The organism is Sphaerotilus microaerophilus (assembly GCF_023734135.1).
In the GTDB taxonomy this organism is placed as follows: domain Bacteria; phylum Pseudomonadota; class Gammaproteobacteria; order Burkholderiales; family Burkholderiaceae_C; genus Sphaerotilus; species Sphaerotilus microaerophilus.
The window spans coordinates 1,712,132-1,737,397 of the sequence record NZ_AP025730.1 but is presented as its reverse complement, the minus strand read 5'-3'; the positions used below and the strand labels follow the sequence as shown (position 1 = coordinate 1,737,397).

Sequence of the window (25,266 nt, the reverse complement as noted above, 5' to 3'; positions counted from 1 at the left end):
TCCTCAACGCGCCGCGTCGCGCAACAGCGCGCCACGCAGGCGCACATAGGCGCCGTTGCCGAGCAGGCGCTTGGCCTGGCGCAGCGCGTTGTAGCGCCCGCGCTGCCAGACCATCTCCAACGGCGCCTGCGTGACCCAGCGGCGCAGCTGCGGCAGCCCGGTCTGCATCAGCACCGCCAGGCGCGGCACCTCCAACGGGCCACCGGCACCATCGCCCCACAGGCCGACACGCGAGGAGCAGATGCGCTCGTAGCCCAGCCGGCGGGCCACCGCCTCGAGATCCGGCGACTGCCTGCCTCCTGGAGGCGCGAACAGCGTCACGGCCCGGCCCAGCTCCTGCTCGATGATCTCCTTCGAGCGCGCCAGCTCCATCTCCACCTCGTCCGGGCGCAGATCGTTCAGGAAGCGGTGGTTCTGGCCGTGCGACTGGATCGACATGCCCCAGCCGGCCATCTCGCGCAGCTGCGCCCAGCTGCAGAAGTGGCCGGTACCGACGGTGGACGGGTTGACGAAGAAGTCGGCCGAGCCCCCCGCGTCGCGCAGCATCGCGGCGGCGGTGTGGTTGGATCGGTGGCCGTCGTCAAAGGTCACGCCGACCAGGCGGCTGCCTGTCGGGTTGTCGAGCATCGCCCGCACGCTGGCCGCTCGCGCACCGCACTCGGCGATCAGCTGCAAGTGGGCGGCAAACTGGCTGCGCAGCACGCTGTAGTGCGGATCGACGCCCGCCTCGGCACGCGCATCATCGGGGATGGCGTGGTACATCAGCACGGTGTGGGTCGCCAACTCACTTCCTCCTTACCTTGAGTTTCGCCCAACTTTGGCCCAGCAGCTGCCGTGCGCGCTGGTCCAGCAGCAGGGCCAGCGCGGCATACACCAGCACGGCCACAGAACCGCGCAGCAGCAGCGACACCACAGCCCAGTTGGCGTGCACCTGGTTGGCGACCAGATAGGCCGCCACGGCCATCAGGCCGAACTTCAGGAAACCCAGGGCGAAGGGCGGCGGACGCAGCGTACGCCGCGTCGCCAGCAGGGCAATGGCCACCACGGCCGCATAACTGCACAGGTTGGCCACGCCCGAACCCTGGATGCCCAGGCGGGGCACCAGCAGCAGGTTGAGCACGACGTTCAGCACGGCGCCACCGGCGACCATGCCCATCGTGACGATGGAACGCTTGCGCAGGTACAGGCCGACACCGGCGATGACGATGTAGGCCTCGAACATCATCCCCAGCATCACCCAGGGGATCACCACGGCCGCGGGCTGGTACTTGGCCGAGGCCAGCACGGCCATCAGGTCCCCGCCCACCGCGGCCATCGCGGCGACCACGCCCAGGCCGATCAGCAGGAAGGTGCGGGTGAAGGTCACCAGGAAGGCCTCCACCGCCGCCGTTCCCTCGCTCTCGGCCAGGCGCACACACATGGGCAGGGCCGCGGAGCTCATCGCCGTGAACAGCGCCAGCTTGATGTAGTCGGACAGGTTGTAGGCCGCCGAATACAGCCCCACCGCCTCGGCCCCCAGCATGGCCTGCAGCACGTAGCGGTCGCCCATCTGCATCACCAGCGACGACAGCTCGAACCCCGTCATCGGCACGGCGAAGACCACCATGGCCCGGAACAGGACAGGGGAGCGCTCGCGCCAGCGCGGCCAATCGGTGCGAAACACCCACCACAACATCGCGACGACTGCCACGATCTCCAGCACCACCGTGGCTCCGAAGAAACTCCAGACCGTCGGCGCGATCAGGATCACGGCGCCCAGGATCGCTGCCAGGCTCACGTAGCGCTTGAGCACCCCCATGATCGCCAGCAGGCCGCTTTGCTCCTGCGCGCGCAGCAGGTTGCCGACGGCGCTGTCGATCACCCGCAGCGGCACCAGCACCGCAGTCATCGTCATCAGCCAGGGCATGCGGGGATCGTCCCAGAGGCCGGCTGGCAGCAGCCAGGCAGCCAGCAGCCACAGAGCGCAGGCCACCAGGCCCAGCAGGCCCATGCCGTAGATGACCGTCGCGGCGAACTGGCGCAGGTCCACCCCCGGATGCTTGCCGGCGCGCACTTCGCTGTAAAACCGCAGCGCCGCATGCTGCATGCCCAGCTTGCCCAAGGCCACTGCGAACCCCAGCGACGACGACACCAGACTCATCACCCCATAATCAGCCAACGGCAGCAAGCGCGTGAGGATGGGAAACGAGACCAGCCCCGCGACCATCACCAGGGAACTCGCCAACGAGTAGTTCCGGGTGTGCCGGGCGAAGGAAGACAGCAGAGTCACGCAGCGTTCGGGGTGGTTCAAAAAGGGCAGGGCGGATCGGCTGCGGCATTGCAGCACAGCTTTCGATGCTAACCGGGTTGTGGCCCGGCACCGTTGACGGCGGCCCCCGCGAGGCCATTCCTGCACGAACTCCGGTCGCATACCCCACTCGATTGGGGGAGTCTCCGCATGACAGCCCGACCTGTCGTGGAAACTGCACAAACCGCCGGCCCGGCGTGTTGCATCTTGCGCAAGACCCCTCCCGAGCCTCCGTACACTGGGCGAGGTCGCTGCGGCGACGATGGCGCATGTCGCCCCGGCCCCTGGCCCTTCCTTTTGCTCGCGAGTGCCCCTTGCTGCCTCGCCTACGCCGATGCTCGGATTCCTCTCCCTCTCCCTCTCCCGCCAAGCCAACGTCGACCACATCGACCGCATCGACACGCCCTCGCATTGGCATGCGATTTCCGTGCGGCACGGCTACAACACGACCGCGCGAACCGAGTCGGCCAAGTTCGTGATCGACCAGCACCAGGGCGATCGCATCTATTTTTTCAATTCCAAGAAGTGGGAAACCCACTACGAGTTCGTCCTGAGGCACATCAACCCGCTGACGGTCCACGACCACTTCCTGATCCACGAATACGACCACGACGACAGGCGCTACCTGCTGGGGTCGATCCTGCACTACCTCGACGGCGACCACTGGACCCTGGAGCTGACCTGTGGCGACTCGATGAAGGGCCCCCAGATCGCCAGGCTGCACCAGCTCATCGCTGCGCGCGTTGCGCTGACCTCGGACCTGCGGTTCCGACCATCGTCGCCGAGCCAGATCGAGATCGCCGAAGCGTTCGACGGCAAAGTCCCGGTGCTGTCGCGCGACGCGATCAATGCGTCGATCGAGTACCAGCCCGTGGTCGTCGGCGAGGCCTACGGCTACCTGCGCATCGTGCGCGGCCGGCTGGACGTGTCCTCGGTGCGCCCCTACGACGTCGTCGTGATCGACCACGTCCCCGACGAGATCCCGCCGGTGGCGGCGCTGGTCACCAGTGAGCTGCAGGCCCCGCTGGCCCACGTCGCGGTGCTCAGCCGCAACCGCAACACACCTGACATGGCCCTGCGCGGCGCGGCAGACCGGGCCCTGTTCACCGGGCTGGAGGGAGAACTGGTGAAGCTGACGGTGGCAGGCCAGGACTACGCCGTCGAGCGCGCCACCCTGCCCGACGCCGAAGCGGCCTGGGCACGCATGCGCCCGGAGGCCACCTTCGTCCCGGAACGGGAACTCGATACCAGCGAGCTCTTCAACATCGACGCGCTGCCGAAGGACGCCGTGCGCTGCGTCGGCGCCAAGTCGGCCCAGCTCGGTGACCTGAGCCGCGTGGAGGGCATCGAGACCCCTGGCGGCTTCGCACTGCCCTTCTCGACCTACGTCCAGCACCTGCGATCGGCCGGAATCGATGGCGAGATCGACGCGATGCTGGCCGATCCGGAGTTCGCGACCAGCGCCACCGTGCGGGCCGGCCGGCTCAAGCAGCTGCGCGAGCGGATCTCGTCGCACCCGGTGGATCCATCCTTGCTCGCCGCCATCGACGGCAAGCTGCGCGCCCTCGGCAGCACAGGCCGCTTCATCCTGCGCAGCAGCACCAACGCCGAGGACCTGGCGGGCTTCAATGGCGCCGGCCTGTACGAGAGCATCGCCGTGCCGCCCTCGCCCACGCAGGCACAGATCGCCGATGCCCTGCGCTTCGTCTGGGCCAGCGTCTGGCTGCAGCGCGCCTACGAAGAGAGAGAGTGGTACCGCATCGACCACCGCGCGGTCGCGATGGGGGTGCTCGTGCAGCCCTTCGTCGAGCAGGCCGTGGCCACCGGCGTGGCCATCACCGGCAACCCGTTCAAGCCGGGCAGCGGCCGCTCGGCCTTCATCAACGTGCAGGTGGCAGGCACCACCGTCACCGGCGCCGTCGGCAACGAGTTGCCCGAGCAGTACCTCATCCTGGCACCCCTGGACCAGTACGTCATCGACCAACTCAGCCGCAGCTCGTTGACGCAGGGTCGCAGCATCCTGACGGAGCGTCAGGTCATGGCGCTGACCGAACAGCTGATGCGTATCCACGACGTTTTGCTGCCGGAACATGCCGGCAGCGCCAACGCGATGGATGTGGAGTTTGTGCTGGTCGAAGACGGCCGCTTCGTGATCGTGCAGGCCCGGCCCTACACCATCGTCTACAGCCTGGACCGCGCCCGCACCAAGCTGGAGGAGTCGGCCGGCGAGCGCCTGATGCGCCGCGTGCGCAAACTGACCTACCTGATCAGCCCCCGGCGCATCGCCGAGCGCCTGCGCGCCTGACACCCACGGCGAGGACCGCCGCGGGCACCGCCGTCAGGTGGGCGCCTCGGCCTTGCCGCCGGACATCGCTGCCCTGGCGCGCGCAGAGATCTTGCGCACCGCCATGGCGGCGATCCGGCGTGCACTGCGCAGCCCCAGCGGATAGGCCTCCACGCAGTGGCTGGCCATCTCGTGGGACGTCCACATGCGCGTCCACTCGGCCGCATGTCCCCACAACTCATACGACCGCAGCCCTGCGTCCACGCTGGCCTTGATGGTGTCTTGCATCAGCAACTGGCCGGGCGCCATCGAGCCCAGCGAAGCGTCGTAGCCGATCTTCAGCAGCCAGTAGCCACCGCCACAGGCAATCGCGATCTGCATCGCCACCGGCTGATCCCCGATGTACATGAACGCCATGCGCAGGGTGCCGGACTCTGCCGCCCTGGGCAGCAGGTTGCGCAGGAAACCCAGGGTCTTCTTGTTCAGCTTCAGCGCATGCGGCGTACCCAGTTTCCAGCTCGCCGCCTCGATCTCGACAGCCAGGTCCAGCAGACCTTGCACCTCATGCACCGGCGGGCATCCCAACTCGACACGGACGGGGCCGCGCTGTTCGGCACGGCGCCGCATGCGGCGCAGGTCTGACTTGCGCCCGCTGTTGAGCTCGGCCTCGGGAAACTGCTCCAGCGGGACGTAGGGGTAGTTGCGCCCCTCGATGACCCGCATCTTGCCCCGCCCCCGCAGTCGCTCGGCCAACACCTCGGGAACCAGCGACTCCCCCGGCAGACGGCACAGCACGAAGGGCCAGCCCTGACCCAGCATGCCATCGAGCAGAAAAGCGAGATCTTCACGCGTTTCGTACAGCAGGTCCGTGGGCTCCTGCATCTCCCGCGTCCCCAGGTCCTCGAAGTACACCGACCCCCACTCCCTGCGCATGCGCATGATCGCCAGCGCCGTCAGCCGCCCCTCCCGCCGCACCAGGTAGAGCCTCAGCGCCCCGCTTTCCGGGTGCCACAGCGTGTCCATGCAGGCCTGTGCCCACTCGATGCGGTGGGTCGGACTGCGATGGCGCTGCGCCAACTGGTTCCACTCAGCTCGCAGCGACTCGATCTCTGCAGGCCGAGTCGGGACGAGGATGCTCAATTGAGGGGTTGACATGGATGGTTATCCGCCTTCGATAGATGTTTCTTCACCTGCCCCGCAGCAGGTGGCACAGCCGAAATGGTGCCATCCGGGCCACTGAAAACATCCGCACCAAAGGTCAGTTTCGTTACGCAACGCTACTTAGTGCACATCCCGCAGCAAAAACCCCTTATTCAAGGGGGAGACATCCCGCATGGGAAACGATCCCGCGTCACAGAGGCTGGCGCCGCCGTGCGGCCCGCACTTGCAATTTCATCCGTGATATGCAAAATTCATTGACCTGCCGAAGCATCGGCCTGTCTCCAACCTCGCCATGCCCGGGCCGACGGTGATGAAGACAGGATTCACCACAAAACCGCTGCACGCAGGCAGAACCAGAACCGCGAGGATGAGGAACCATGATATTGCAGAAGGCCACCCGCCTGATATCCACGGTGCAGCGGTATATCGCATCGCCCAACCGGCAAATCCGCCATCTGCGCAGGATCATGCATCGCCACCAAACCCGATATACGGCCTCATCCAACTACAACGGCGAGGTCAAGGTGGTGGATCTGGGCCGGGAGCGGCGGCTGCTGCTCGACGGTCGCTGCCATTCCTTTGGCATGACGAGCGGCGGCGAAACCGAGCTGTATCGCGAATACTGGGGGCACCTGCACCGCGTCCCCTTTGAATTGGCGCCTCACCCCCGCGTCCTCATGTGCGGACTGGGCGGCGGAACCGGGCTGAAGGTACTGACCCGCGAACTCCAGCCCGCAACGATCACTGTGCTCGAACTCGACCCGGTGATCGTTGATGTCGCCCGACGGTACTTCGGGATCGACGACCTGCCCCACATCCACATCCTCACGGGCGATGAGGTGGCCATCACCACCCAGATGGGCGCTACCGACCAACGCTTTGACCTGATCGTCGAGGATGCGATGTGCCTGCCGACGATGAACGATGCCGGCCTGGCCCGCGCGCAACTGGCACGCCTGGTGGCCCTGCTGGCTCCAGGGGGCGGCCTCGTATTCAACGGCCCTGTGGTCGACAAACGGATGGACCCACAGAGAATCTCGGCATTCTGCGAGCACGCGCGTGCCCTGGGGCTGGAGATTTCCACGCGGGACGTCGGCCAAAGGTGGTGGTTCAACCGCATGGTGTATGCGCGCCTGACACGCCCCGTCGCCCACTGAACAACGGAGCCCTTCGAGGCCCTGCGGGATCCTGAGGCCCGTCCGACAACGGGCAACTTGACTCGCCGGCCAGCACGCTGACAGCCTCGCAGCCCCCTTCGCCGACCCGTGAAAGCGGCCACCTTTTGCGATTTGTCACAAGAGTCATCATTTGACTCATCCATCATCGCGGCCTCGCCTGTGAACAGGCACACACTGACTTGGCCCAATGCCGGGCCATGCGGGCGTGCCCACCAAAGCGTCGTCAGGGCGCCCGGTTCACACCGACTACAGTTGCGCAACATCCACCGTCAAGGAGCACCGAGCCATGGGGAACCCGGTCAAGTCGATGATCAAGTCGGCCTACTACTCGCCCAAGATCAACCCGATTGCGGTCAAGGCTTATTCAGCCATCAGCCCCCCTCCATACCACCGCCCCAACATGGAGTTTGACCATGACGTGTGGTTGGGTATCTCCTCGTTCTTCTCGACGGAGGGCAGGCAGATTGGCGAGGCCAACACGGCCCCCGAACGTTACAAGGTCGTGGTCGACACTGAATTCCGCACCTGCAAGTTCGAAGGGACACGCCACGGCCTGCTCACGAATATCACCGCGTCCCGCCATGTGCTGGCCGAACTGCAGAATGCCATTCAATTGGCCACGTTGCTGCGCAATAACTATATCCAGCGCCGCGGCCTGACGGACGAGCGTTTCAACCTGCTGCAGAGTTACGTCTTCTCGAAGATGGGCGCAGCACTCACGGCTTTCCACGCGCGCCGCAAGGAGCGCCGCATCGAGAGCGGGTCGCTGCCGCCACTGGAAACCGCGTTTTTCACACTCGGCGTCGGCCCCTTCATGGTCGTGCGAGCGCTCATGGAAATGGGCAGCCTGATCCCGCTGGATCCGGAGCCGAAGGGCGCCGAGGAGTTGTACGCACTGGCAGACAGCTCGCGCTCGCTGATTTCCGGCGATGGAACCCGTGGCTGCGCCGGCAGCAAGAAACTCATCATCCAGTTTGCGGACGTCGCCTGGAACGGCTCCTTCAAGGGCGAGCTGAAATCACCCGAGGCCCTGCGGGTCTACAACAGTGTTGACGACTGGGATGGCTTCTACGCCTATGTCTACGCGTCTTCCAGGCTGGAGTTGCTGATCAAGCTCCACCAGGCGCTGTGCTCCCAGGCCCTGATGCTTCTGCAGGACCATCCGCAGCTCTGCTCTCGACAAGAGCGCGAGTGGGTCGAGGATGCGCTCTCGCACTTCACCGTGCCACTGGCCCGCGGTGCCGAGGGACGCACCGTGATGAACAACATGATCCGCGTGCTCGTTGCCCTGATGGATGAGCACGATGAGCCGAGGGTGCGGCAGCAGTTGTTGGCACGCGGCCTGTTGAACCCCGACGGCAGCGGCCTGGAGGCCGGCCAGGTGCCTGAGCAGGAGGTGCGCCGCAGCGCCGCACGCATCCTCCGCGGCTCGGCAGAAACGCTCTTCCCGTTCTGCAAGACCGAATTGGCGGGTGTGCATGCCGCGCTGGACCGTTTCCAGGACTCGACCATCTCGGTCGAGGACCTGTATCGGCGGTGCAATGGCGATCATGTGCAGCAGCTGCTGGCTTCGCTGGAAGGTTGACGGCCCATACCGGACACCGCCCTCTCGGCCCGCCGGCCATGCCAAGGCACACCATGAGCCGGGGCATTTTCCAAGAATGCACGCGTACGCCTGCACGCCGACCCCGCACTCGGGCACGCGTGCTAAAGCCACGCTTAAGGTTAGGGCCAATAATGTGACAGGCCGTGTCGTCCGGTCCTTCCGCGGCTTTCGCCGCCCGGACACGCGCAGCTGCTCAGATGCCCACCACTCACGCAATCCCCGCCGCCTCTGCGGTGTGCCCCCTCCCGATGAACACCTGCGCCACCTCGTCCGCCACTGGTCCGTACGAGGTGTCGCTGCTTCAGGGAGCACAGCACTTCGAGACCCTGCGTGCCGAATGGTCGGACGCGGTCACCCGCATGGAGCGGCCCAGCATCTTCATCACGCCGGGGTTCGTCGAGACCTCCTGGAAGTTCCTGGCCGAGCCGACCGACCAGGCCTGGTTCGTGGTGATGCGACAGCGTGGCCTGTTGGTGGGGCTGCTGCCGCTGTTGGTGTCGCGCGTGCGCTACCTGGGACTGCCGGTGCGCATCGTCTCGCACCTGTCCACCCTGGCTGGCGACCGTCCCGGCGTGCTGCACACCATCGGCGCAGACAAGGTGTGGCAGGCTGCGTTCGAGCAGTTGCTGGCGCACCGGCGCGACTGGGAGATCATCGACATCCGAGAGATCGATGAGGGCTCGTTGGCGCTGAATCCGCAGACGTTGGAAGGGTTGCGCCGGGAGGGACTCACACCGACGGTCAACCCCATCACCTACTCAGGCATCCTGCCGATCGAGGGCAGCTGGGACAACTACTTCAAGGCCCGTTCCAGCCAGACACGCCAGAGCTTCCGCCGTGCCGAGCGCCAGCTGAAGGAGGCCTGCCCGGACCTGCAGCTCGACATCATCGACGACCCGCAACAGATCGAGGCGGCCTGCAACCGCTACCTCGCCATCGAGGCGCGCAGCTGGAAGGCCGAGGCCAAGGTGGAGCTCTGGGCCGATCCGCGCGAGCAGGACTTCTTGCGCGCGCTGTTGCCCCAGCTGGCCGCTACGCAGCAGGCGTCGGTGTGGCTGCTGCGCTCAGGGGGCAAGGACATCGCCGGGCTGGTGCGCATGCGCCAGGGCTCGGTCATGTTCGAGCGCCACTGGACCTACGACCCCGAGTTCAACAAGTACTCGCCCGGCACCTACCTGCGCATGCTGGCGGTGCAGCAGCTCTTCGGCGGGCCCTGCGACGAGTCCGACGCCCTGGGCATGGATGAGCCGCTGGCGAACCGGCGGGCCCTGGCCTCCTGGTACCCGATCGAGCGGCGTACCTACCGCCTGCACGCGCTCAAGCTGCCCTGGTACCACCAGGCGCTGTACAGGCTGAGCCGTGTCGCCAAGACCGCCCGCAGTCACTGGCAGGCCCGCAAGGCGGCTAGTGCTGCACCTGCAGCCACCGCGCCCGCCCCGGGAGCTGGCGACGCCTGATCGCAGCTCGCCTGCGGCCAGCGCCGCTCGCGTGCCGATCCTGCCAGTTCAGTGCGCCTCGAGCGCCGCACGCACCTGGCGCAGCTGGCGGCGCGAGACGGCCAGCCATTCGTCGGTGAAGGCGATCTGCACCGCCCAGCCCACCGCATCGGCAGAGGCATCGCCATCGAACCCGGTCGCCGGGGCATCGGCCACCGGGTGCCGCTCCAGTGCACGCACCGCCGAGACCGCCACCAACGCATTTCGGTGCACCCGCACGAAACCACCGTCCAGGCGCTGCTCCAGTTCCGACAGCGGCTCGTCGATCAGGTAACTGCGCTGCGCCGTGCGCAGGCAGACATACTTGGCCTCGGCCCGCAGGTAGAGCAGTTCCGCCAGCGGTACCCGCACCCGCTCGCCCCGGTCGTGCACGATGATCACGCCGCCGGACGCCGCCGATGCGCCCGGCAGCGCCGCGCCCATCCCGCCAAAGCCCGAGGGAGGCGCCAACGACTCCTGCTGCAGCCAGTGTGCGGCCCGCTCCAGCGCCTCCTGCAGGCGGGCACGCCGCACCGGCTTGGTCAGGTAGTCGATCGCCTGCACCTCGAAGGCCGCCAGCGCGTGTTCCGGGTGCGCGGTGACGAAGATCAGCGCCGGCCGGCGCGGCAGACCGCGCAGGCGCTGCGCCAGTTGCAGCCCGTCCAGCCCCGGCATGTGGATGTCGAGCAGCAGCACATCGGCGCGCTGCGTGGCCAGCCATTGCAGCGCCGCCGCGGCACTGCCCGCCTCGCCGGCCACCTGCACCGACGGGCTGACGCAATCGGCCAGCAGCGTGCGCAGCCGCAGCCGCGCCAGCTCTTCATCGTCAACGATCAACACCCGCAACGCCATCCCGCTCTCCTCCTGACCGCACCTGCGCCAGCACCCGCATCAGCCCGATCGCTGCGCCACCAGCGGCACGGCGATGCGCACCCGGTAGCGCCCGCCCTCGACCAACCCGGCCTCGAAGCGCATCGTCACATCGTGCAGCAGGGCCAGGCGCTCACGCACGTTGCGCAGCGCGATGCCGTGCCCGCCCTCGCGCGCCGGCCCACCCGACACGGTGTTGGTGATCGACACCAGTGCCTGGCCGCGGTGCACCTGGGTGCGGATGATCAGCTCGCCGCCGTCGGGTGACGGCTCCACGCCGTGGCGCACCGCGTTCTCGACCAGCGGCTGCAGCAGCAGCGAGGGCACGCTGGCGCTCTCCGCCGCCGGCTCCAGCACCCACTGCACCCGCAGCCGCGCGCCAAAGCGCACCTGCTCGATCGCCAGGTAGCGCCGCGCCAGCTCAATCTCCTGCCCCAGGCTGACCTGGTCGCCACCGCTGACCAGCGCGGCGCGGAACAACTCGGCCAGGTCCTCCAGCACGCCCTCGGCGCGCTCGGGGTCGACCTGCACCAATGCGATCGCGCTGTTGAGGGCGTTGAAGAGGAAGTGCGGCCGGATGCGCGACTGCAGCTCAGCCAGCCTGGCCTGGGTCGCCGCAGGCACGCGCTGGCGCTCGCGCTGCGCCAGCCAGTGGCCCACCGCCAGCGCCAGGGCCGCACCGCAGGCCGGCCAGGCCAGCGCCCCCGGAAAGGACGCTGCGGCCACCGTGTCGGCCGCCGCCCCCCAGCCCAGCCAGGCATCCAGTGCCCGGGCGATCAGCCCCCCACCGAGCGCGCAGAGCGCACCCCACGCCCCCAGCGCGAACCAGCGTCGCGGCTCACTCCAGCCCAGCATGCGCGGTTGCCCGGCGCACAGCCCGGCCAGCCACAGCAGCGTGGCCGGCAGCACCGGCAGCACCGCGAGCGACAGGCGCAGGCTCCAGTCGGCCAGGTCCGCGCTGCGCCACAGCAGCCCCAGTGCCACCACGCCATGCACGAACAACAGCGTGCGCAATACCACGCCGCCCTGGCAGACCTCGGCCAGCGGCCCGCCGCGCAGCAGGGCGGGCGGGGGCAAAGGGGGGGTGGAAGAAGGCGCGCGCGTCGGCTCGGGCATGGGCTCTCTCTACAATCCAAGTGATTATGAGCACCCACCAACTCGACAAGAAGGCGCAAGCCTGGTCCGCCCTGTTCTCCGAGCCGATGAGCGAACTGGTCAAGCGCTACACGGCCAGCGTGTTCTTCGACAAGCGCCTCTGGCAGGCCGACATCGAGGGCTCGCTCGCCCACGCCGCCATGCTGGCCGCCCAGGGCATCATCAGCACGCAGGACCTGGCCGACATCGAGCGCGGCATGACGCAAATCCGCAGCGAGATCGAGGCCGGCAGCTTCGAGTGGAAGCTGGACCTGGAAGACGTGCACCTGAACATCGAGGCGCGCCTGACCACGCTGGTGGGCGACGCCGGCAAGCGCCTGCACACCGGCCGATCGCGCAACGACCAGGTCGCCACCGACGTACGCCTGTGGCTGCGCGCAGAGATCGACCAGATCGCCCTGCTGCTGACCGACATGCAGCGCTCCCTGGTGGCCGTGGCCGAGCAGAACGTGGACGTCATCCTGCCCGGCTTCACGCACCTGCAGGTCGCGCAGCCGGTGAGCTTTGCCCACCACCTGCTGGCCTACGTCGAGATGTTCGCCCGCGACACCGAGCGCCTGGCCGACCTGCGCCGGCGCGTCAACCGCCTGCCGCTGGGCGCGGCCGCGCTGGCCGGCACCAGCTACCCGCTGGACCGCGAGCGCGTGGCCCGCACGCTGGGCTTTGAGGGCGTGTGCCAGAACAGCCTGGACGCGGTGAGCGACCGCGACTTCGCCATCGAGTTCACCAGCTTCGCGTCGCTGGTGATGATCCACGTCTCGCGCCTGGCCGAGGAGATCGTGGTCTGGATGAGCCAGAACTTCGGCTTCATCAACCTCAGCGACCGCTACTGCACCGGCTCGTCGATCATGCCGCAGAAGCGTAACCCCGACGTGGCCGAGCTCGCCCGCGGCAAGTCCGGCCGCGTGGTCGGCCACCTGATGGGCCTGATCACCCTGATGAAGGGCCAGCCGCTGGCCTACAACAAGGACAACCAGGAAGACAAGGAACCGCTGTTCGACACCGTCGACACGGTCAAGGACACGCTGCGCATCATGGCCGAGATGATCGGCGGCGAGGTGGCGGCCGACGGTTCACGCTCCGGCGGCCTGACCGTCAAGGCCGACGCGATGGAGCGCGCCGCGCTCAAGGGCTACGCCACCGCCACCGACCTGGCCGACTACCTGGTCAAGAAGGGCCTGCCCTTCCGCGACGCGCACGAGGTGGTGGCCCACGCGGTCAAGGACGCCATCGCGCTGGGCAAGGACTTGGCCGAGCTGCCGCTGGCCACGCTGCAGGGCTACGACGCGCGCATCACCGCCGACGTCAGCGAGGCGCTGACCCTGGCCGGCTCGTTGAACGCGCGCAACACGCTGGGTGGCACCGCGCCAGTGCAGGTGCGCGCGCAGATCGCCCGGCACCTGGCGCGGTTGCAGTGACCAGCTGACATGAACCCGCAACGCGTGCTCAGCGTCATCCCGCCGATGACGCAGCTGAACACGCCCTACCCGTCGACCGCCTACCTCACCGGCTTCCTGCGCGCGCGCGGCGTCGACGCGGTGCAGGAGGACCTGGCACTGGCGCTGATCCTGCGGCTGTTCACGCCCGCCGGCCTGGATGCGGTGCGCGCGCGCGCCGAGGCGCTGCCGCTGGCGCAGCGCTCGCCGCGGCTGGCGGGCTTTCTCGAGCACTTCGCCGCGTACCGCCGCACGATCGGACCGGTGATCGCCTTCCTGCAGGGGCGCGACTCGACGCTGATGCACCGCATCGTCGCGCGCGACCTGCTGCCCGAGGGCCCGCGCTTCGACGCGCTCCACGCCTACGCCGACGCCACGGGCGACGGGGCTGGCGACGACGGCGGCGGCGACCCGATGGCCTGGGCCTTCGGCGCGCTGGGTACCCACGACCGCGCCCGCCACTACGCCACGCTCTACCTCAACGATCTGGCCGACGTGCTGCGCGAGGCGGTGGACCCCCGCTTCGAGTTCGTGCGCTACGCCGAATCGCTGGCGATGAGCCAGCCGACCTTCGAGCCGCTGGCGATGGCCCTCGCCGCGCCGCCGACGCTGGTCGACGACCTGCTGCGCGCGCTCACGCTCGAGGCGCTGGCGCGCCACCGGCCGAGCGTCGTGCTGCTGTCGGTGCCCTTCCCCGGCTCGGTCTACGCGGCCTTTCGCATCGCCCAGGCCATCAAGGCCCAGGATCCGGTGATCGTCACCGTGCTGGGCGGCGGCTTCGTCAACACCGAGCTGCGCGAGCTGGCCGAGCCGCGGGTGTTCGACTTCTTCGACTACGTCACGCTGGACGCTGGCGAGCGCCCGCTGCTGGCGCTGCTGGAGCACCTGCGCGGCGAGCGCGGCCCGAGCCGGCTGGTGCGCACCTTCCGGCGCGAGGCCGACGGCCCATCGGCGGGCGCGGTTCGATACATCAACCTGGCCGAGCCAGACATTGCCTTCGCCGAGGTCGGCACGCCCACCTGGGACGGCCTGCCGCTCGCGCGCTACCTCTCGCTGCTCGACCTGCTCAACCCGATGCACCGGCTCTGGAGCGACGGGCGCTGGAACAAGCTCACCGTCGCGCAGGGCTGCTACTGGAAGAAGTGCAGCTTCTGCGACGTCAGCCTGGACTACATCGGCCGCTACGAGGGCGCCTCGGCCGAGCTGCTGGCCGACCGCATCGAGGCCATCGTCGACGAAACCGGCCAGACGGGCTTCCACTTCGTCGATGAAGCCGCGCCGCCCAAGGCGCTGAAGGCGCTGTCGGCCGAGCTGATCCGCCGCGGCGAGCTCGGTCGCCCGCCGATTTCCTGGTGGGGCAACATCCGCTTCGAGAAGACCTTCACCCCGGCGCTGTGCGAGCAGCTCGCCGCCAGCGGCTGCATCGCGGTGTCCGGCGGGCTGGAGGTGGCCTCCGACCGGCTGCTGGCGCTGATGGCCAAGGGCGTCACGGTGGAGCAGGTGGCGCGCGTGACCCGGGCCTTCTCCGAGGCCGGCATCCTGGTGCACGCCTACCTGATGTACGGCTTCCCGACCCAGACGGTGCAGGACACGGTGGACGCGCTGGAGTACGTGCGCCAGCTCTTCGCCGCGGGCTGCATCCAGTCCGGCTTCTTCCACCGCTTCGCCTGCACGGTGCACTCGCCCGTCGGGCTGGAGCCGGACAAGTACGGCATCACGCTGAAACCGCTGCCGCCGGTGACCTTTGCGAAGAACGACATCGGCTTCATCGACCCCACCGGCGTCGACCACGACGCGCTGGGCGTCGGGTTGAAGAAGGCGGTCTACAACTTCATGCACGGCATCGGGCTGGAGGAGGACGTGCGCACCTGGTTCGACGTCCCCGTGCCCAAGGCGAAGGTCGGGCGCCAACGCATCGCCAAGGCCCTGGCCAGCCGGGACTGAGCCAGGCCAGTGCAAGAATGGCCGCATGACCCGCCGATCGCTGATTGCCCTGCTCGTCGCTGCCGCCGCGCTGGCGGGTGGCGTGGCCTTCTGGCAACTGCGCGCCCCGGCCGCCACCGCCGTGCAGCTGCAACCGGCGCCCCTGCTGCGCACGCTGCAGTTCTCGGCCCGGGTGGCGGCGCTGTCGCGCGTCGAACTGGGCAGCACGCTCACCGGCCGCGTCGTCGAGGTCAAGGTCCGCGAGGGCGAGCGCGTTCGGCCTGGCGAGCGGCTGCTGCAACTGGAAAATGACGAGCTGCGTGCCGCGCTGGCGCAGGCGCAGGCCGGCGAGCAGCAGGCCGCCGCGCGGCTGGCCGGCCTGCGCAGCACCGGCCGCAGCGCCGCGCAGGCGGGGGTCGCCCAGGCCGAATCGGTGCTGCTGGCGGCGCAGGCCGAGCTGAAACGCAGCCAGGATCTGATCGCGCAGGGCTTCCTCAGCCCGGCGAAGCTGGACGATGCCCAGCGCGCCGTCTCGGTGGCACAGGCCCAGCGCGACAGCGCCCGCGCCCAGGCCACGGCCATCGGCGACCAGGGCAGCGACGTGGCGCAGGCGCAGGCGCAGCTGGCCCTGGCCCAGGCGGCCACCCAGTCCGCCCGCGCTCGGCTGGCGCAGACCACCGTCACCGCCCCTGCCGCCGCCCAGGTGCTGGACCGGCTGGTCGAGCCCGGCCAGATCGTGCAGCCCGGCCGTGCGCTGCTGGCGCTCGCCTTGGACGGGCCGACCGAGCTGCTCGCCCAGGTGGACGAGCGCTACCTGGAGCAACTGCAGGTCGGCCAGGGCGCCGCGGTGCTGGCCGACGCCTTCCCTGGCCAGCGCTTCACGGCCCGGGTGCGCAGCATCGCGCCGCTGGTCGATGCCCAGCGCGGCGCGGTCGAGGTGCGCTTTGCCGTGGACGCGCCGGTGCCGGCCTTCCTGCGCGAGGACATGACGCTGTCGGTCGAGGTCGACACCGCCCGGCGCGAGCGCGCCCTGGTGCTGCCGATCGCCGCCCTGCGCAGCGCCGCGGACGGCAGCGCCACCGTCTGGCGGGTGCGGGACGGCCGCGTCGAGGCCGTCACGGTGCGGCTGGGCCTGCGCACGCTGGACGCCGCCGAGGTGCTGTCCGGCCTGTCGGCCGGCGACGTGCTGCTCACCGGCGCAGCGCCGCCGCCCGGCTCGCGCGTGCGCGCCGACGTGGCCCCGCTCGCCACCGTGACCCGCCGCGCCAAGGCCGACGATGCCGGCGCCACGCTGACCAACGCGATGGGCCGCTGAGCCGCCCCGCCCCCATTCCCTCGATTGCCCCTGATGCTCGACTGGCTGGGTTTTGAACGCCGCGTTGCCCTGCGCTTCCTGCGCGAGGGGCGCATGCAGACGCTGCTGATCATCGTCGGCGTGGCGGCCGGCGTCGCGGTGGTGGCCTACATCTCAGCACTCATCAGCGGCCTGCAAGCCAACACCCTGGCCAAGACGCTGGGGGCGCAGGCCCACGTGACGCTGAAGGCGCCCGACGACGAAGTCAGCCCGGCGCGCACTCCGGCCTCGGGAGGAGCCACGCTGACGATGACCCAGCCGCGCGCCCAGCGCCTGCGCTCGATCGGCAACTGGCAGGCCCTGGTGCCGCTGCTGGAGGCGCGGCCGGAGGTGAGCGCCGTGTCGCCGATGGTGTCCGGCGCCGCGCTGGCGCTGCGCAGCGAGGCGGCGAAATCGATCGCGCTGATGGGCGTCGACCTGGACCGCTATGACCGCATCATCGGCCTGCGCAGCAAGGTGGTGGCCGGCGAGGCGCGGCTGGGGCCGGGCGAGGCCATCCTCGGGCGCGAGCTGGCCGATGACCTGGGCGTGCGCATCGGCGACCGGGTGGCATTGACCACGGGCAACGGTTCCGCGGGCAGCATCAGCGATTCGGTGCGCGTCACCGCGCTGGTCGACCTGGGCGTGCGGGACCTGAACCGGCGCACCGTCCTCGTGCCGCTGCGCGCGGCGCAGAGCCTGCTCGGCCTGCCCGGTGGCGCCACCGTGCTGGAGCTGGCGCTGGCCGACGTCTGGTCCGCGCAGGACCTGGCCGACCGGCTGCAGCGTGAACTGCCGCTGAAGGTGGAGAGCTGGCAGCAGGCCAACGCCCAGCTGGTGTCGGCGCTGAATGCGCAGTCGGTCAGCACCGGGCTGATCCGCGGCGTGGTGATGGTCGTGGTCGTGCTGGGCATCGCCAGCGTGCTGGTGGTGTCTGTCGTGCAGAAGCAGCGCGAGATCGGCATCCTGCGCGCGATGGGTGCCACGCAGGGGCAGATGCTGCGCGTCTTCCTGCTGCAGGGCGCCATCGTCGGTGCGATCGGCTCGCTGCTGGGCGTGCTGCTGGCGGCCGCGCTGGTGTGGGCCTTCGTGACCTTCGTGCGCGGCTCGGACGGGCAGCCGCTGTTCCAGATCGCGCTGGCACCCGGCATGGCGATGCGCATCGCCGCCCTGGCCACCGTCTGCGGCATCCTGGCGGCGGTCGCACCGGCGCGCCGTGCCGCCGCGCTCGACCCGGCGCAGGCGATCCGGCTGTGACCTCACCCATGTCCCTCACCTCACCGCTGATCGAACTGGCCGACGTGCGCAAGCGCTACAACCTCGGCCGGCCCAACGAGGCCGAGGTGCTGCACGGCGTGTCGCTGCGGCTGGCGGCGGGCGAGTTTGCGGCGCTGATCGGTCCCTCCGGCTCGGGCAAGAGCACGCTGCTCAACCTCATCGGCCTGCTGGAGCGCCTGACCAGCGGCAGCTACCGCATCCAGGGGCAAGAGATGGCGGGGCTGGACGACGCCGGGCTGACCCGCCAGCGCCGCCAGACGCTGGGCTTCGTGTTCCAGTTCCACCACCTGCTGCCGGCCTTCTCGGCGCTGGAGAACGTCACCCTGCCGGTGCTGATGCGCGAGGGCCGCATCGGCCGCAGCCAGCTCGAACGCGCCCGCGCGCTGCTCGATGCGGTGGGCCTGGGCGAGGCGATGCACAAGCGCCCGGGCGAGCTCTCCGGCGGCATGCAGCAGCGCGTCGCCATCGCCCGTGCGCTGGTGCTGTCGCCGCCGCTGGTGCTGGCCGACGAGCCCACCGGCAACCTGGACCGGCATGCGTCCGACGAGGTGTTCGCCCTGCTGCGGCGCATGCATGCGGAGCTGAACACCTCCTTTTTGATCGTCACCCACGACCCGCGGCTGGCGGCGCGCTGCGACCGCGTCATCGAGCTGGTGGACGGGCGCATCGAGCGCGACGGCGCCACCACCCCGCGCGACGCGGTGTAAGTCGACCGACATGAGCACTCCCACCGACAACCCCTGCCTGCGCTGCGGTGCCTGCTGCGCGAGCTTTCGCGTCGACTTCTCCTGCGAGGAGCTGGCCAGCCGCGGCGGCTGTGTGCCCGATGGCCTGGCGGTCGAACTCAGCGACACGCTGGCGCGCCTGCGCGGCACCGACCACACCCCGCCGCGCTGCGCGGCGCTCACCGGCACGGTGGGTCAGCGCGCCGGCTGCGGCATCTACGAGTGGCGGCCCGGGCCCTGCCGGGAGTTCGGCCTGCTCGCGCCGCTGGGCCGGGGCGACGATGCCTGCAGCCGCGCCCGCTTGCGCCACGGACTACCGCCGCTAGGCTGATCGGCACGGCCGCCGCCCAAGCGGCGCCCAAGGGAGCGCTCAAGTTGGTGCATCGCAGGTCGAAACCGCTGCATGGAGGTGCACCGCGCCGTGATCAGCCTCCGCCACCGACCGCCACCCGCCCACCCATGCCCCCTCCCAGGCCGCCCCTCTCGAACCGACTGGCCCAGCAGCTGCGAATGCTGCGGGCGGCTTTCGGCGAACTGCGCCTGCAGCGCGGCAGGACCCTCTGGCACACGCCCCAGGCCCTGCTGGCGGTGGTGCTGGCCTGCCTGGCGGTGCTGGCCGGGGCACCGGCGCGCAGCGAGGCGCCCGCGCAACAGTCCAGCGACGTCCTGAGGCTGGACACACACACGCGCGCTGCGGCGGCCTGGCCGGTCACCCGCATCCTGGAGGATGCCAGCAACAGCCAGGACGCACGGGCGGCCTGGCGCTCGCTCAGCCAATTCGAGGTTCCTCGCACGCCGTACCAGAACCTGGGCCAGCGTGCCTCGGCCGTCTGGCTGCACATCCCGGTGGCGATCGGCGCACACGCGCCGGGCAACTGGGTGGCGCGCCTGGAGTACCCGCTGCTCAACGAAGTGGACTTCGTCGTGTTCGACCGCCAGGGCCTGGTCGTGCACCAAAGCCGCACCGGCTCGCTCACGCCCTTTTCGCAGCGCCCCCTGCAGACCAGGGCACTGAGCGCCGACCTGCACCTGCAGCCCGGCCAGTCCTACGACGTGATGGTCCGCATCCGCACAATGACCGCTGTCATCGTGCCGCTGCACTTCATGCCCTGGTCCAGCGTCAACGAGTTGGAAAGCCGCGACCAGATCCTCTTCGGCATCCTGGGCGGGCTGATGCTGTTCATGCTGGCCTACAGCCTCTCGCGCTGGATCAGCCTGCGCCAGCCGGCCTTCCTGGCCTATGCCGGTGTGCTCTGTGCCAACGGCGCCTTCGCACTGGCGATCTACGGTGTCGGGGCACAGTACCTCTGGCCCGACAGCGCCTGGCTGGCAACGCAAGTCTCGGCCGGCTCGTCCCTCGCGGTGGTGGCCGCCAACCTGTACTTCTGCCTGTATGCCCTGGAGGTCCGGCAGTCCTGGCCACGCCTGGCCACGGCCGTGCAGATCGCCGCGGCCATCGTGTTGACCCTGCTGGCGGCCTTTCTGCTGGGCTTGATCAGCTATCGACAAGGCGCGCTGGCCGCCTCGATCGGCGTGGTCTGCCACGTGGCGCTGTTCCTGCCGGTGGTCGTGATGCGCTGGCGCCGCGACGATCGGGCCGCTCCCTTCATGGTGGCCGGTTGGCTGTCGTTTGCCGCCGGGATGCTGGTCATCACCACCTTGTTGCGCGGCCTGCTTCCCGTCAACGGCTGGACCCTCTACGGGGCGCAGTTCGGCGCCACGGGCGAAATGCTGTGCTGGCTGATGGTACTGGGCCTGCGCGTCGAGCATCTGCGCGAGGCGGCCGAACGCTCCCGCCGTGAGCACGACCTGCTTGACGCGCTGGCGCACACCGACCCGCTGACGGGGCTGGCCAATCGGCGCGGACTCGAACGTGTCCTCGCTGCGGGCATCGGCGACGGTCCGCGTGCCGATGGCCGCGCGCCGCTGAAGGCCCTGTTCTTGCTGGACCTGGACGGCTTCAAGCAGATCAATGACCAACTCGGCCACGAGGCCGGTGACGCGGTGCTCACCACGCTGGCACAGCGGCTCAAGGGGGCCACGCGCGCCGGCGATCTGGTGGCGCGCATCGGTGGCGACGAGTTCGTGGTGCTGGCCACCGGGCTGAACACCCCGGCCGATGCTGCCGCCGTCGGCTGCAAGTTGCTGGCGCAGTTCGAGCAGCCGCTCCTGCTGGCCGGCGGCCAACTGCGCCGCATCGGAGGAACGGTCGGATACAGCCTGGCCAGCGGCCCGGTGCGTGACGCGAACGCCTGGATGCGCGAGGCCGACGCCGCCATGTACGCCGGCAAGTCCGCCGGCAAACTGCGGCTCGTGGCCTACGCCGAGCTCGCGTCGCATCAACACGCCGATTCGCTGCACCGGGCCTGATCCGGGCGGCGGCGGCGCGCCGCAGCGCACGCCGATATACTGGGTCGGCCCGTCCACCTCACCTGCTGCAGCGCATGAAGTTCACCGGATCCGACCAATACGTCGCCACCCAGGACCTGATGCTCGCGGTCAACGCCGCCATCACCCTCCAACGCCCGCTGCTGGTCAAGGGCGAGCCCGGCACCGGCAAGACCATGCTGGCCGAGGAGGTCGCCACCGCGCTGGGCCTGCCGCTGCTGCAGTGGCACATCAAGAGCACCACCAAGGCGCAGCAGGGCCTGTACGAGTACGACGCGGTCAGCCGCCTGCGCGACAGCCAGCTCTCGGACGCCGACAGCGCCGAGAAGGTGCGCGACATCCGCAATTACATCGTCAAGGGCACGCTCTGGCAGGCCTTCACCACCGACCGGCCGGTGGCGCTGCTGATCGACGAGATCGACAAGGCCGACATCGAGTTCCCCAACGACCTGCTGCGTGAACTCGACCGCATGGAGTTCTACGTCTATGAGACGCGCGAGCTGGTCCGGGCCAAGCACCGGCCGCTGGTGTTCATCACCTCCAACAACGAGAAGGAGCTGCCCGACGCCTTCCTGCGCCGCTGCTTCTTCCACTACATCAAGTTCCCGGATGCGGACACGATGCAGCGCATCGTCGACGTGCACTTCCCGGACCTGAAGAAGGAACTGCTCGCCGCCGCGCTGAAGAACTTCTACGACGTGCGCAACCTGCCCGGCCTGAAGAAGAAGCCCAGCACCTCCGAGCTGCTCGACTGGCTCAAGCTGCTGGTGGCCGAGGACATCCCGGCCGAGGCGCTGCACAGCCGCGACGAGAAGGTCAGCGTGCCGCCGCTGGTGGGTGCGCTGCTGAAGAACGAGCAGGACCTGACGCTGTTCGAGAAGCTGGTCTTCATGCAGAGCCGCAACCGCTGACGGCGGGGACCCGGGACAGGAGCTGAGCATGGACGCCCAGATCAAGAATGCGCTGGCCGAGGGCCTGGTCGATGCACTGGGCTTCGTCGCCGGCGCGCTGGCGGGCGGGCTGATCGCGCGCTCCCTGGGGCTGGACTTCATGAGCGAATCGGGCTGGGGCACGGCCTCGGTGGCCGGCATCCTGCTGGTTGGCCTGGGCGCCGGCGTGGGCCGCGGCCTGGCGCGCAAGCTGTTGCGGCGCCGCGAGCCCTGATCGGACGGGCTGCCGGGATGATCGACGTCCGCCCCGTCACGCTCGAACGCGCCCCCGTGCGCCTGGTGCCGCTGGCGCTGGAACACGAGGCCGGCCTGTGTGCCGCCGCCGCCGATGGCGAGCTCTGGACGATCCGCGTCACCTCGGTGCCCGAGCCGGCGCAGACGCGTGCCTACATCGAGCAGGCGCTGAAGATGCAGGCCGAGGGATCGCGGCTGCCCTTCGCGGTGCTGGACAGCGCCAGCGGCGAGGTGATCGGCTGCACCAGCTTCCACGACATCGTGCCGGCGCTCGATCGCCTGGAGATCGGCTGGACCTGGTATGCCCGCAGCCGCCAGCGCAGCGCCGCCAACACCACCTGCAAGCTGCTGCTGATGCAGCATGCCTTCGACACCCTGGGCGCGAAGGTGGTCGGCTGGCGCACCGACCACTTCAACTTCGCCAGCCAGCGCGCCATCGAGCGCCTGGGCGCCAAGCGTGACGGCGTGATCCGCCACCACGCGCTGCGCCGCGACGGCACGGTGCGCGACACGGTGATGTACAGCGTCACCGCCGGTGAGTGGCCGGAGATCCGCGCCCATCTGGAGTGGCAGCTGGCGCGCCCACGCTGAAGGCCTGCTGCGCAGGCCGGTAGCGCGGCGGCCACCGAGAGCGCGTTCCTGCGCACTATCATCCTCACCAGCCCGGCGGCAGCGGTTGGGGCCGGCGCGGCAGGACAACACCCTGACAACGGGTCACGCACACCCAGAGGAGCCGATCCATGGCCACCCGCAAGCGTTCGCCGCGCGCGCCGACCGGCGCCACCGCCACCGCCACCGCCCCCCCTGCGGACACCGACGCCGCCCCGGCCGGTGGCCCCGCAGCCAGCCCACCCGCGAGGCAGCCGATCACGGTGAACGACCTCTGGCAGATGGAGCGCGTGGGCCCGCCCAGCCTGAGCCCGGACGGCGCGCAGGCGGTGGTCGCGGTGCAGCGCTTCTCGATGGACGAGAACCTGGGCCGCACCCGGCTGTGGCTGCTGTCCACCCTCGGCGGCGCCCCGCGGGCGCTGACCAGCGGCGACAAGGACACCGAGCCGGCCTGGAGCCCACGCGGGGACCGCATCGCCTTCCTGTCCCGGCGCGAGCAGGAAGGCAGCAAGGACGAGGAGGCGCAGCTCTACCTGATCGCCCCCGACGGCGGCGAGGCCCGGCGCGTCACGAGCCGGGCCGGCGGCATCGAGGCCTTCAAGTGGTTCCCGGACGGGCGGCGCATCGCCTTCATCGCCTGGGTCTGGCCGGACGAGCGCGGCAGCGAGGCCCAGGCCCGGCGCCACCAGGCCTGGAAGGATCGGAAGACGAGTGGCTACGTCACCAGCGAGCCGCTCTACCGCTTCTGGGACCACCATCTGCCGCAGGATCGCGTGCCACACCTGCACCTGCTGAACCTCGACGACGGCAGCGTCACCGACCTGTTCGAGGGCACGCCCTGCGAGCTCAGCCGCACCGAGCCGACCGCCAGCGGCTTCGACATCTCGCCCGACGGGCGGCGCATCGTCTTCGCCTTCAACCCGGCGCCGGAAAAGCGCATCGACGGCCGCCAGGCGCTCTACGAGATCGAGCTGGACGGCGCCCGTCTGGCCGGTGCGCCGCGGGCCATCGTGCAGGACGAGGCCTGGGACTGCCATTCACCGCGCTACAGCCCGGCAGCGGCCGACGGCAGCGAGCGCGTCGCCTTCATCGCCAGCCACCAGGGCATCAAGCACACCATGCCGCAGCAGCTCGCGGTGTGGGAGCGCGAGAGCGGGCGCTGGCAGGTCGAGAGCGCGGCCTGGGACCATGACGTCGAGGCCCCGCTGCACTGGGAGGACGACGGGCAGGCGCTGCTGTTTGGCGCCGAGGAGCGCGGAGCGCGCCACCTCTGGCGCTTCGACCTGCCTGACCAGCGCGCCGAGCGGGTCCATGCGGGCGGCTGGGTGGGCGGCTTCGACAAGGTGGCCGGCACGGTGGCGCTGGCGCTGGACACGCTCGACCACCCGCCGCAGATCTTGGCGCTGCTGCCGGGCGAGCCACCTCGGCGCATCGAGGCCTTCAACGACGCCCTGCTCGCCCGCCTGGCGCTGGGCCGCAACGAGGTGCTGCAGGTCACCGGTGCGCGGGGCGATGCGGTGCAGGTGCGACTGGTCTTCCCGCCGGATTTCGACCCGGCACGGCGCTGGCCGGTGGTGCACACCATCCACGGTGGACCCCATGCGGCCTTTGGCGACAACTGGCACTGGCGCTGGAACCACCACCTGCTGGCCGCTGCCGGCCAGGTGGTGGCCTGCGTGAACTACCACGGCTCCAGCGGCTTCGGCCACGCCTTTGCCGACAGCATCACGCACCGCTGGGGCGAGTTGGAGCTGCAGGACATCGAGGCCGCCAGCGACTGGCTGCTCGCCCAGCCCTGGGCCGACCCCCAGCGCCTGTACGCCACCGGCGGCAGCTACGGCGGCTACATGGTGGCCTGGATGAACGGCCACGTGCCGGCAGGGCGCTACGCCGCCTACGTCTGCCACGCCGGCTGCTTCGACTGGACGGCGATGTTCGCCGACGACGCCTACGACTGGTACGCCAAGGAGCTGGGCGCCTGGTACTGGGACGACCCGGCGCGCATCGCCGCGCAGAGCCCGCACAGCCGCGCCGGCCACATGAGCACGCCCACGCTGGTGATCCACGGCGCGCTCGACTACCGCGTGCCCGACGCCCAGGGGCTGGCCTACTACAACACCCTCAAGGCACGGCGGGTGGACGCCCGGCTGCTCTGGTTCCCGGATGAGAACCACTGGGTGCTCAAGCCGGCCAACAGCCGGCTGTGGTACGAGGAATTCCAGGCTTGGTTGAGCAGCCACGTGCTGGCGCCAGCACAGACGCCTGCGGTCATGGTCGGCACGAAGCGGCTGGCCGCCACGAAGACCACTGCCGCCAGGTCACGCCGCAAGCCGGTGTGAGGGCCCGCGGGCGCTGGCGCGCCTGGCGCGATCGC

The 25,266-nt window shown here is 69.7% G+C and carries 20 protein-coding genes; 15 read left to right on the top strand and 5 right to left on the bottom strand.

The genetic code is table 11. The annotated features are described in order from the left end of the window. Positions 1-3: 3 nt before the first annotated feature. Entirely contained in the window at positions 4-783 is a 780-nt protein-coding gene (locus NGK70_RS07685; protein ID WP_251972669.1) for a polysaccharide deacetylase family protein, read from the bottom strand. A gap of 1 nt (position 784) precedes the next feature. Continuing rightward, positions 785-2,269 carry a lipopolysaccharide biosynthesis protein gene (locus NGK70_RS07680; protein ID WP_251972668.1) on the bottom strand — a complete coding sequence of 495 codons (1,485 nt, stop codon included), beginning with the start codon at positions 2,267-2,269 and terminating at the stop codon, positions 785-787. A gap of 352 nt (positions 2,270-2,621) precedes the next feature. On the opposite strand from NGK70_RS07680, the gene NGK70_RS07675 reads away from it, so the two are divergent. Then, positions 2,622-4,592 (top strand): PEP/pyruvate-binding domain-containing protein, encoded by a 1,971-nt coding sequence (locus tag NGK70_RS07675; RefSeq protein ID WP_251972667.1) that lies wholly within the window; start codon positions 2,622-2,624, stop codon positions 4,590-4,592. 33 nt (positions 4,593-4,625) lie between these two features. Here the strand turns inward: NGK70_RS07675 and NGK70_RS07670 are convergent, their stop codons facing one another. Continuing rightward, positions 4,626-5,726: a GNAT family N-acetyltransferase gene (locus tag NGK70_RS07670; protein WP_251972666.1), complete on the bottom strand. Its 1,101-nt coding sequence runs from the start codon at positions 5,724-5,726 to the stop codon at positions 4,626-4,628. Between the two features lie 383 nt (positions 5,727-6,109). Between NGK70_RS07670 and NGK70_RS07665 the strand changes: the two genes are divergently transcribed. The 3 genes from NGK70_RS07665 (at position 6,110) to NGK70_RS07655 (ending at position 9,973) form a co-directional block, all read left to right on the top strand. After that, positions 6,110-6,889: a spermidine synthase family protein gene (locus NGK70_RS07665; RefSeq protein ID WP_251972665.1), complete on the top strand. Its 780-nt coding sequence runs from the start codon at positions 6,110-6,112 to the stop codon at positions 6,887-6,889. A 307-nt stretch (positions 6,890-7,196) separates the two neighbouring features. Then, complete coding sequence (locus tag NGK70_RS07660) at positions 7,197-8,495, top strand: hypothetical protein (protein ID WP_251972664.1); 1,299 nt, start codon at positions 7,197-7,199, stop codon at positions 8,493-8,495. A gap of 218 nt (positions 8,496-8,713) precedes the next feature. After that, positions 8,714-9,973 (top strand): GNAT family N-acetyltransferase, encoded by a 1,260-nt coding sequence (locus tag NGK70_RS07655; protein ID WP_251972663.1) that lies wholly within the window; start codon positions 8,714-8,716, stop codon positions 9,971-9,973. Positions 9,974-10,021: 48 nt separating this feature from the next. Here the strand turns inward: NGK70_RS07655 and NGK70_RS07650 are convergent, their stop codons facing one another. After that, on the bottom strand, positions 10,022-10,843 hold the full coding sequence (locus NGK70_RS07650; protein ID WP_251972662.1) for a LytR/AlgR family response regulator transcription factor: 822 nt from the start codon (positions 10,841-10,843) through the stop codon (positions 10,022-10,024). 39 nt (positions 10,844-10,882) lie between these two features. Beyond that, a complete protein-coding gene (locus tag NGK70_RS07645) occupies positions 10,883-11,977 on the bottom strand; it encodes a sensor histidine kinase (protein ID WP_251972661.1) in 1,095 nt (364 codons plus the stop codon). A 26-nt stretch (positions 11,978-12,003) separates the two neighbouring features. On the opposite strand from NGK70_RS07645, the gene argH reads away from it, so the two are divergent. The 11 genes from argH to NGK70_RS07590 all read left to right on the top strand — a co-directional run bounded on the left by argH (position 12,004) and on the right by NGK70_RS07590 (position 25,231). Further along, positions 12,004-13,434, top strand: a complete 1,431-nt coding sequence (argH, locus tag NGK70_RS07640; RefSeq protein WP_251972660.1) for an argininosuccinate lyase — start codon at positions 12,004-12,006, stop codon at positions 13,432-13,434. Positions 13,435-13,443: 9 nt separating this feature from the next. Then, a complete protein-coding gene (locus tag NGK70_RS07635) occupies positions 13,444-15,396 on the top strand; it encodes a B12-binding domain-containing radical SAM protein (RefSeq protein ID WP_251972659.1) in 1,953 nt (650 codons plus the stop codon). A 25-nt stretch (positions 15,397-15,421) separates the two neighbouring features. Further along, positions 15,422-16,690, top strand: coding sequence for an efflux RND transporter periplasmic adaptor subunit (locus NGK70_RS07630; protein ID WP_251972658.1), 1,269 nt, complete (start codon positions 15,422-15,424; stop codon positions 16,688-16,690). Between the two features lie 33 nt (positions 16,691-16,723). Continuing rightward, complete coding sequence (locus NGK70_RS07625) at positions 16,724-17,965, top strand: ABC transporter permease (RefSeq protein WP_251972657.1); 1,242 nt, start codon at positions 16,724-16,726, stop codon at positions 17,963-17,965. A gap of 8 nt (positions 17,966-17,973) precedes the next feature. Next, positions 17,974-18,693: an ABC transporter ATP-binding protein gene (locus NGK70_RS07620; protein ID WP_251972656.1), complete on the top strand. Its 720-nt coding sequence runs from the start codon at positions 17,974-17,976 to the stop codon at positions 18,691-18,693. Positions 18,694-18,703: 10 nt separating this feature from the next. Continuing rightward, on the top strand, positions 18,704-19,042 hold the full coding sequence (locus tag NGK70_RS07615) for a YkgJ family cysteine cluster protein (protein WP_251972655.1): 339 nt from the start codon (positions 18,704-18,706) through the stop codon (positions 19,040-19,042). A gap of 179 nt (positions 19,043-19,221) precedes the next feature. Beyond that, positions 19,222-21,081, top strand: coding sequence for a diguanylate cyclase (locus NGK70_RS07610; protein WP_251972654.1), 1,860 nt, complete (start codon positions 19,222-19,224; stop codon positions 21,079-21,081). A 74-nt stretch (positions 21,082-21,155) separates the two neighbouring features. Continuing rightward, a complete protein-coding gene (locus tag NGK70_RS07605) occupies positions 21,156-22,010 on the top strand; it encodes an AAA family ATPase (RefSeq protein WP_251972653.1) in 855 nt (284 codons plus the stop codon). A gap of 28 nt (positions 22,011-22,038) precedes the next feature. Continuing rightward, a complete protein-coding gene (locus NGK70_RS07600; RefSeq protein WP_251972652.1) occupies positions 22,039-22,263 on the top strand; it encodes a hypothetical protein in 225 nt (74 codons plus the stop codon). A 17-nt stretch (positions 22,264-22,280) separates the two neighbouring features. Next, complete coding sequence (locus NGK70_RS07595; RefSeq protein ID WP_251972651.1) at positions 22,281-22,874, top strand: GNAT family N-acetyltransferase; 594 nt, start codon at positions 22,281-22,283, stop codon at positions 22,872-22,874. Positions 22,875-23,023: 149 nt separating this feature from the next. Further along, positions 23,024-25,231, top strand: a complete 2,208-nt coding sequence (locus NGK70_RS07590; RefSeq protein ID WP_251972650.1) for a S9 family peptidase — start codon at positions 23,024-23,026, stop codon at positions 25,229-25,231. Positions 25,232-25,266 lie beyond the last annotated feature (35 nt).